The sequence below is a fragment of the Paraburkholderia sp. 2C genome (assembly GCF_054589215.1).
The window spans coordinates 319,734-327,981 of record NZ_BAAILL010000065.1 but is presented as its reverse complement, the minus strand read 5'-3'; the positions used below and the strand labels follow the sequence as shown (position 1 = coordinate 327,981).

General features: G+C 64.7%; 8 protein-coding genes. 7 read left to right on the top strand and 1 reads right to left on the bottom strand.

All coding sequences use genetic code 11. From position 1 onward, the window contains the following. Positions 1 to 2: 2 nt before the first annotated feature. The gene (locus tag ACYPXD_RS30335; protein WP_459720566.1) at positions 3 to 266 is read right to left on the bottom strand and encodes a cysteine-rich CWC family protein; all 264 of its coding nucleotides are present in this window, start codon (positions 264 to 266) and stop codon (positions 3 to 5) included. A 314-nt stretch (positions 267 to 580) separates the two neighbouring features. Here ACYPXD_RS30335 and argB point away from each other — a divergent pair, with 314 nt between their 5' ends. From argB to ACYPXD_RS30300, 7 genes are all read left to right on the top strand, one after another. Then, positions 581 to 1,480: an acetylglutamate kinase gene (gene argB, locus ACYPXD_RS30330; protein ID WP_075155482.1), complete on the top strand. Its 900-nt coding sequence runs from the start codon at positions 581 to 583 to the stop codon at positions 1,478 to 1,480. Positions 1,481 to 1,785: 305 nt separating this feature from the next. Beyond that, a complete protein-coding gene (locus ACYPXD_RS30325) occupies positions 1,786 to 2,577 on the top strand; it encodes a pyrimidine 5'-nucleotidase (RefSeq protein WP_459720562.1) in 792 nt (263 codons plus the stop codon). Continuing rightward, entirely contained in the window at positions 2,544 to 3,350 is an 807-nt protein-coding gene (gene slmA / locus ACYPXD_RS30320) for a nucleoid occlusion factor SlmA (protein WP_459720559.1), read from the top strand. Before ACYPXD_RS30325 ends, slmA begins: the two co-directional genes overlap by 34 nt. 325 nt (positions 3,351 to 3,675) lie before the next feature. Continuing rightward, on the top strand, positions 3,676 to 4,821 hold the full coding sequence (metX, locus tag ACYPXD_RS30315; protein ID WP_459720557.1) for a homoserine O-succinyltransferase MetX: 1,146 nt from the start codon (positions 3,676 to 3,678) through the stop codon (positions 4,819 to 4,821). After that, entirely contained in the window at positions 4,818 to 5,426 is a 609-nt protein-coding gene (gene metW, locus ACYPXD_RS30310) for a methionine biosynthesis protein MetW (RefSeq protein WP_459720555.1), read from the top strand. Before metX ends, metW begins: the two co-directional genes overlap by 4 nt. A gap of 11 nt (positions 5,427 to 5,437) precedes the next feature. Further along, positions 5,438 to 6,829 (top strand): AmpG family muropeptide MFS transporter, encoded by a 1,392-nt coding sequence (locus ACYPXD_RS30305; protein ID WP_459720552.1) that lies wholly within the window; start codon positions 5,438 to 5,440, stop codon positions 6,827 to 6,829. Beyond that, positions 6,826 to 8,220, top strand: a complete 1,395-nt coding sequence (locus ACYPXD_RS30300; protein ID WP_459720549.1) for a M48 family metallopeptidase — start codon at positions 6,826 to 6,828, stop codon at positions 8,218 to 8,220. Before ACYPXD_RS30305 ends, ACYPXD_RS30300 begins: the two co-directional genes overlap by 4 nt. Positions 8,221 to 8,248: the final 28 nt, after the last annotated feature.

The window sequence follows — 8,248 nt, the reverse complement described above, 5'->3', positions numbered from 1 at the left end:
CGTTAATCGTCCGCGGCCGCGGCGGCCGCCGGATCGTTTTGCGCGCGCGCGATTTCCTCCGCGAGGCACTCGGGGCACAGACAGCGACTGCCCGCCTTGAGCCTGTCGGCGGGCAACGGCGGCATGGCGCGGCACCAGCAGTCGGCGGTTCGCGCTTCCTGTCCGCAGTCGAATGCGCGGCCGCAGCGCGGGCAACGCCCGCTTTTCGGGTCGCGCGATCCGATCCCGCGGGACGAGGCGGACGGTCGGGAAACGGGCGGATTCATAAACGGCGTGAGGAAACCGTTGGGGGACGCGGAAATAATGCCACGTCTGGCCGGTCAGCAGAACCGGCGGCGAAGACGTGGCGTCGATTTCGTATGGAGCATGCGACAGCGCGCAATATGCGCGTTTTTGCGCTGCAACCAGAGCGCGCGCCGGCACGGCAAAACGACCGCCGCAAAGCGCATCGCGCACCTCGAAAACACGTGTCGCCGGCATGCTGCGAGCACCGCGAAGGTGCTTGCCAAAAACGCTGTTGCAACGCGCCACTCCTGTACAATTCGCCCTTGTTTTCACTTGTCCCCGTTGAGCCGCCGCCATGTCCGAGCTTTCCGACCTCTCCCAGATCGCGCCCACGCTGAAGGCCGAAATTCTGGCCGAAGCGTTGCCGTACATCCGTCAGTACCACGGCAAGACCGTGGTCATCAAATACGGCGGCAACGCGATGACCGAAGAACGTCTGAAGCAGGGCTTCGCCCGCGACGTGATTCTGCTGAAGCTGGTCGGCATCAACCCGGTGATCGTGCACGGCGGCGGCCCGCAGATCGACCAGGCGCTGAAGAAAATCGGCAAGCAGGGCACTTTCATCCAGGGCATGCGCGTCACCGACGAGGAAACCATGGAAGTCGTCGAATGGGTGCTCGGCGGCGAAGTGCAGCAGGATATCGTCACGCTGATCAATCACTTCGGCGGCCACGCGGTGGGCCTGACCGGCAAGGACGGCGGCCTCATCCACGCGCGCAAGCTGATGATGCCGGATCGGGACAATCCGGGGCAGTACATCGACATCGGCCAGGTCGGCGAGGTGGAAGCGATCAATCCGGCGGTCGTCAAGGCATTGCAGGACGACGCGTTCATCCCGGTCATTTCGCCGATCGGTTTCGGTGAAGACGGCCTCTCGTACAACATCAATGCCGATCTCGTCGCGGGCAAGCTGGCGGTCGTGCTGAACGCCGAGAAGCTCGTCATGATGACGAATATCCCCGGCGTGATGGACAAGGAAGGCACGCTGCTCACCGATCTTTCCGCGCGCGAGATCGACGCGCTGTTCGCGGACGGCACGATTTCGGGCGGCATGCTGCCGAAAATCTCGTCGGCGCTAGACGCGGCGAAAAGCGGCGTGCGCTCGGTGCACATCATCGACGGGCGCATCGAGCACTCGGTGCTGCTCGAAATCCTGACCGAGCAACCGTTCGGCACGATGATCCGCTCGCATTGAGCGACGGCTGCGAATCTCGCGACAGCCTGGCCTCGCTGCAAAAGCCGCTTACCGAACCCGACAGCAAACCCGGGCGGCCCTCGCCCGGGCAGCATCATCGGGAGAACACGCAAATCTGGACATCCCCCGTGCCGCAACGCGGACAATAAGGGGCATACTGATAACTTCGGTCGTCTGACCTCGTTTAAACGGCGCACCGTTCGAGGGTTCGCCGCCGGGCCATGAACCCGCAAACCCGCGGTGCACGCTGGCCGCGTCCCACGCGTCCGGCCGGCGCCGACCGCCCGTTCCCCTCTATTCCAACAATGCGCCACGCTCAAAAGAGACGCCGCCCGAAGATCGAAGCCGGCAACCCGGTCTGGCTCTTCGACCTCGACAACACCTTGCACCGCGCGTCGCACGCCATTTTCCCCGCCATCAATACCGCGATGACGCAGTACATCATCGATGCGCTGCAAGTCGAACACGAAGAAGCCGACCGCCTGCGCGTCGGCTACACGCAACGCTATGGCGCAACGTTGCTCGGCCTCGCGCGCCATCATCCGATCGATCCTCACGACTTTCTGAAAGTCGTCCACACGTTCCCCGGCGATCTGCGCTCGATGCTGCGCAGCGAACGCGGCCTTGCGCGCCTGATCGCCGCGCTGCCGGGCCGCAAGATCGTGCTGACGAACGGCCCGCAGGCCTACGCGCGCGCGGTGCTCGCCGAGTTGCACATCGAGCGTCTGTTCGAGCGCGTGATCGCCGTCGAGCATATGCGCGACCGGCGCGGCTGGCGCGCGAAGCCCGACCCGGCGATGCTGCGCAAGGCGATGCGCGATGCGCATGTGCGCGCCGCCGACGCGATCCTCGTCGAAGACACGCGCGGCCACCTGAAAAGCTATAAGCGGCTTGGCCTGCGCACCGTCTGGATTGTCGGGCACCTGCCGCGCCGCCCGGGCGCGGACGGCGTTCCCGCGCGCTTGCCGGGCACGGGGCGCCCGCATTATGTCGACCGCCGCATTCGTTCGTTAAAATCGCTACGACTGGGCAACCGCTCGGCGCGACTGAAGGGACGACAGACATGCAGCCGATCCGCAAGCATGACGAGGCCGTAACCGAAGGACAGCCGGACCAACCTGGAACGCACAGCATCGCCGCCGACGCCAATGGCAACGGCAACGGCGGCCGCGCCGCGCGCCTGAAGCCCGGCGAGCGCCGCGTGCACATTCTGCAGACGCTCGCGGCGATGCTCGAAGCGCCGAAAAACGAAAAAATCACCACCGCCGCGCTGGCCGCGCGGCTAGGCGTCTCCGAAGCCGCGCTGTATCGGCACTTCGCCAGCAAGGCGCAAATGTTCGAGGGGCTGATCGAATTTATCGAGCAAACGCTCTTCGGCCTGATCAACCAGATCGTCGCGAAGGAGCCGAACGGTGTGCTGCAGGCGCGCGCGATCGCGCTCACGCTGCTCAACTTCTCCGCGAAGAATCCCGGCATGACGCGCGTGCTGACCTGCGAGGCGCTCGTCGGCGAGCACGAACGGCTCACCGAGCGCGTGAACCAGATCCTGGAACGGATCGAGACGTCGCTGAAGCAATGCCTGCGCGTGGGCTTGACGGAGGCAAGCGCGGTGAGCGCGATCGAACAAGAAGGTGTCGATGGTATGGACGGCGAGCGCGCCGCACCCTCCGGGCAACCGGCCGCTTCGGTGGATACCGCGACGGCCGTGCCTGACATCACCGTCCCGCTGCCCGCCGGCTACGATCCGGCCGTGCGCGCCAATCTGCTGCTCAGCTACATCATCGGCCGCTGGCACCGCTATGTGCGAAGCGGCTTCGCGCGCGCGCCCGGCGAGCACGCGGACGCGCAACTGCTGCTGATCCTGCAATAAGCCGCGTGCAAGGAACAGCGTGCAGCGACCGGGCGACGGGCGTAGCCGCCCCGCCGGCGCTGCCGCTACGGATTTTCCGCTATACTCTTCGCCTGATTGTTGCAGCGGCCGACGCATCGACGTTGCAACGAATCCCCCCTGCATTACCCTGAAAACACGTTGTAGCGCGCCGATTTGCTGACTCGATTGCGGGCGCGCGAACCTGCCGGACTCATGGTCCACGGTTCACATAAATGCGGCTAAAGAGGTCGTCAGCGCGAAATCGCCTCTCTTGCGCGTCGCCGACACCGTTTAGCCGCCCAGCAATCGTCACAGGCGGACATAAATGGAATCGATCGGGATCGTCGCTCCACAAAAAATGCATTTCTCCGAGCCGTTGCCACTGCAAAGCGGCAGTTCGCTCGCCGACTACGACCTGATGGTCGAAACCTACGGCACGCTCAACAGCGCACGCAGCAACGCGGTGCTCGTCTGCCATGCGCTTAACGCGTCGCATCATGTGGCGGGCGTCTACGCCGACAATCCGAAGGACGTCGGCTGGTGGGACAACATGGTCGGCCCCGGCAAGCCGCTCGATACGAACCGCTTCTTCGTGATCGGCGTGAACAACCTCGGCTCGTGCTTCGGCTCGACCGGACCGATGAGCATCGATCCGTCGACAGGGCGTCCTTACGGCGCGAGCTTTCCGGTCGTGACCGTCGAAGACTGGGTGAACGCGCAGGCGCGCGTGGCGGACGTGTTCGGCATCGAGCGCTTTGCCGCGGTGATGGGCGGCAGCCTCGGCGGCATGCAGGCGCTCGCATGGAGCACGATGTACCCGGACCGCGTCGCACACTGCATCGTGGTGGCATCCACGCCGAAGCTGTCCGCGCAGAACATCGCGTTCAACGAAGTCGCACGGTCGGCGATCCTGTCGGACCCGGACTTCCACGGCGGCGACTACTACGCGCATGGCGTAAAGCCGAAGCGCGGCTTGCGCGTGGCGCGGATGATCGGCCACATCACCTATCTGTCGGACGACGATATGGCCGCGAAATTCGGCCGCGCATTGCGCCGCGCCGAGGGCGCGCTCGACGTATACAACTTCAGTTTCGACGTCGAATTCGAAGTGGAGTCCTATCTGCGCTACCAGGGCGACAAGTTCGCCGACTATTTCGACGCCAACACGTATCTGCTGATCACGCGCGCGCTCGACTACTTCGATCCGGCCAAGGCATTCGACGGCGACCTCACCGCCGCGCTCGCCCACACGAAAGCGAAATACCTGATCGCGAGCTTCACGACCGACTGGCGCTTCGCGCCGGCGCGCTCGCGCGAGCTCGTCAAGGCGCTGCTCGATCACAAGCGCCAGGTGACGTATGGCGAAATCGACGCGCCGCATGGTCACGACGCATTTCTGCTCGACGACGCGCGTTATCACAACCTGATGCGCGCGTACTACGAACGCATCGCGCTCGAGGTGAACGCATGAACCAGCAAGCCTTCGATCTCCTCTCGACGCGCGCGGACTTCCGCGCGATCGCACGCTGGGTCGAGCCGCGCGCGACGGTGCTCGACCTCGGCTGCGGCGACGGCTCGCTGCTGTCGCTGCTGGCCGAAGAACTCGAAGTGCAGGGCTACGGCATCGAGATCAACGACGCGGGCGTGCTGGCCTCCGCGAAAAACGGCGTCAACGTGATCCAGCAGAATCTCGAAGACGGGCTGCGTCTCTTCGAAGACGGCAGCTTCGATTTCGCGATCCTCTCGCAGACCCTGCAGACCATTCATCAGACCGCGGCGATCCTGCGCGAGACGGTGCGCGTCGGCAAGGAGTGCATCGTGTCGTTCCCGAACTTCGGCTACTGGCCGCATCGGCTGGCCGTCGTACAGGGTCGGATGCCGGTGTCGAAGTCGCTGCCTTATCAATGGCACAACACGCCGAACGTGCGTGTGCTGACCATCAAGGATTTCGAAGCGCTCGCCCCCGAAGTGGGCATCGAAATCCTCGATCGCGTCGTGCTGCACGGCGGCCAGACCGTACGTTGGGGCGTGAACTGGCGTGGTAGTCTTGCTGTCTATCGCGTCAAGAAAATCTAACGCCACCGCACATGTCGAACCCGCCACACGAGGCGCCCGCACTTAACGCTCACGAAGAACATACCGGCTGGCGCGCGTTCCTGAACACGCGCATGCTGATCTGCGTCTTTCTCGGCTTTACGTCGGGTCTGCCGCTATTCACGCTCGTCTACCTGGTGCAGGCGTGGCTGCGCTCCGAAGGCGTCAATCTGAAGGAAATCGGCCTCTTCGCGCTGATTCAATTTCCCTATACGTGGAAATTCGTCTGGGCGCCGCTGATGGACCGCTTCGTCCCGCGGCTGCCCGGCTGGCGGCCGGGACGGCGGCGCGGCTGGATGCTCGTCACGCAAATTCTCGTGGCCGGCGCAATTGCATCGCTTGGCATCGTGTCGCCGCGCGATTCGATCTGGAGCGTCGCCGCGCTCACCGCGCTCGTTGCGTTTTTCGGCGCGAGCCAGGACATCGTGATCGACGCGTACCGGCGCGAACTGCTGCACGACACGGAGCAAGGACTCGGCAACGCGGTCCATGTGAACGCGTACAAGATCGCGGCGCTCGTGCCCGGTTCGCTGGCGCTGATTCTGTCGGACCATCTGCCGTGGGCCACCGTTTTTGCTTTCACCGCGGCCTTCATGCTGCCGGGCATGATCATGACGCTCGTCGTGCGCGAGCCCGAAGTGCACGGCGCGCCGCCGAAGAATCTGCGCGAAGCCGTGGTCGAGCCGTTCCGCGAATTCATTCTGCGCGACGGCTGGCTCGGCGCGCTGTTCGTGCTCGGCTTTATCTTTCTCTACAAGCTCGGCGATGTGATGGCGACCACGCTGTCCACGTCGTTCTTCCTCGACATCGGTTTCTCGCGCACCGAAATCGGCGTGATCGCGAAAACGACCGCATTCGGCGCGAGCCTCGCGGGCGGCATTATCGGCGGCATCTGGCTCATGAAGATCGGCATCGGCCGCGGGCTGTGGATCTTCGGATTCCTGCAGATGGTGTCGACACTCGGCTTCGCGTGGCTCGCGCAATTCGGGCACGGCGCGCCTGATGCACCGATGTATCACGTCGTAGCATCGATCAGCCAGACCGTGACGCAACTGATGTCGTCGCTCGGCACTAACGGGAGCGTGCAGCTCGATCCGAAGCTCTTTGCGCTGGCAATCGTCTACGGGTTCGAGACCTTTGCGACCGGGCTGACGCTCGCGGCATTCACGGCGTATATCGCGAGCACGACGGATCCGCGTTATACGGCCACGCAGTTCGCGCTCTTCACGAGCCTCGCTTCGGTGCCGCGCACGCTCGCGTCGGCGGCGAGCGGCTATGTCGTCGCGCAGTTCGGCTGGTTCCATTACTTCATTGCATGCACCCTCCTCGCCGTGCCCGGTATGCTACTTTTGTTCCGGATTGCGCCGTGGAGGAGACCGTCGTGACGGACAAGGTTCGGCGATGCGTGAAGGGCCGGCTGCATCGGCCCGATGGGCTGCGTGAACGTGTGAAGCCCTGGAGTGACGCGCGCCGAAGCCGTTTTCGTCTGATGCATCTGGTGCGATTGATGCTCGCGCTGGCGAGCGTGAGCGGGGCGTGTGCAGTCTCCACCCACGCGTGTGCGACCGAAGCGGGCGGCGCCGGGCCCGCCGCAAGCGCGGCAGCGAGTCCAGGTGCGGGCGCGGCGCCTGCTAACGCCGCTCCGAATGCGGCTGCACCTGGTACAACGCCAAGCGCGGCAGCGGGATCGACGCCGAATGCGTCTTCGGGTTCGACTACCGCGAAGCCGCCGAATGCGCCGAATTATCCTGCCTTAAGCGCCACCTCAAGCGCCGCCGGCAGCGCGACAGGCGGCACTCCAAACACCCCGCCCGCGAACGCGCCCGGCAGCGCGGCAAGCAGCGCCAACGCGCCGGCGACACCGAGGTCGGAAGCCGCTGCAGCGACCTCAAGCGCATCCGCGCCCGCAAGCGCCGCTGCGACGCCTGCCGCTTCCGGCGCGGCCCCCCTGTCGACGCCTATCCAGCCGAACCAGCAACTGCGCTACGGCAACGCCGCGGTATTTCGCAATCTGATTCCATCGTCGATGCTCGAAGGCCAGGCCGCCGAGGAATTCGATCAGATCGTGCGCGGCGCCGACCACGCGCACCGTCTGTATCCGCCGACCGATCCGCGCGTGATACGCGTGCGTACGATCACCGACAAACTCATCCCGTACTCGCTCAAATGGAGCGACCGAACGAAACACTGGAAGTGGGATGTCGCGGTGCTCCGCTCACCCGATATCCGGATGTACTGTTTGCCGGGCGGGAAACTCATCGTGTATAGCGGCATGCTCGATCGCGTCAAACTCAACGATAACGAGCTTGGCATGCTGATTGGCCATGAAATCGCGCACGCGCTGCGCGAGCATGCGCGCGAACGTCTTGGCGAACAACAGGCCGCGCAACTGGGCTCGGGCCCGATCCCGCAACTGTTCGGACTCGCGGATCTCGGCGCATCGCCGCTTGGTATCGGCTCGCAGCTGCTCGAGATGAAGTACGAACGCGCCGACGAAACCGAAGCGGACGTGATCGGCAGCGAAATCGCCTCGCGCGGCGGATACGATCCGCGCGCCGCCGTCACGCTATGGGACAAGCTGGCGGTCGCGACGCGCAATAACCGCGACCAGGGCTTTATCTATGTGCACCCGTACACGACCGCGCGCCGCCAGGACATCATCAAGCGGCTGTCCGACATGCTGCCGCTCTACGCCAAGGCGATCGGCAAGACCGTCGATACGTTGCCCGACTATCAGGGAGCCGGGCGTTCGCGCCGGACGGCGGCGCGCGAATAGCCGACGCGCGGCGCGCCATACTTCAGGC

Coding starts and splice junctions, on each gene's coding strand:
- ACYPXD_RS30335 (WP_459720566.1), bottom strand. CDS start 266: ATGAATCCGCCCGTTTCCCGACCGTCCGCCTCGTCCCGCGGGATCGGA.
- argB (WP_075155482.1), top strand. CDS start 581: ATGTCCGAGCTTTCCGACCTCTCCCAGATCGCGCCCACGCTGAAGGCC.
- ACYPXD_RS30325 (WP_459720562.1), top strand. CDS start 1,786: ATGCGCCACGCTCAAAAGAGACGCCGCCCGAAGATCGAAGCCGGCAAC.
- slmA (WP_459720559.1), top strand. CDS start 2,544: ATGCAGCCGATCCGCAAGCATGACGAGGCCGTAACCGAAGGACAGCCG.
- metX (WP_459720557.1), top strand. CDS start 3,676: ATGGAATCGATCGGGATCGTCGCTCCACAAAAAATGCATTTCTCCGAG.
- metW (WP_459720555.1), top strand. CDS start 4,818: ATGAACCAGCAAGCCTTCGATCTCCTCTCGACGCGCGCGGACTTCCGC.
- ACYPXD_RS30305 (WP_459720552.1), top strand. CDS start 5,438: ATGTCGAACCCGCCACACGAGGCGCCCGCACTTAACGCTCACGAAGAA.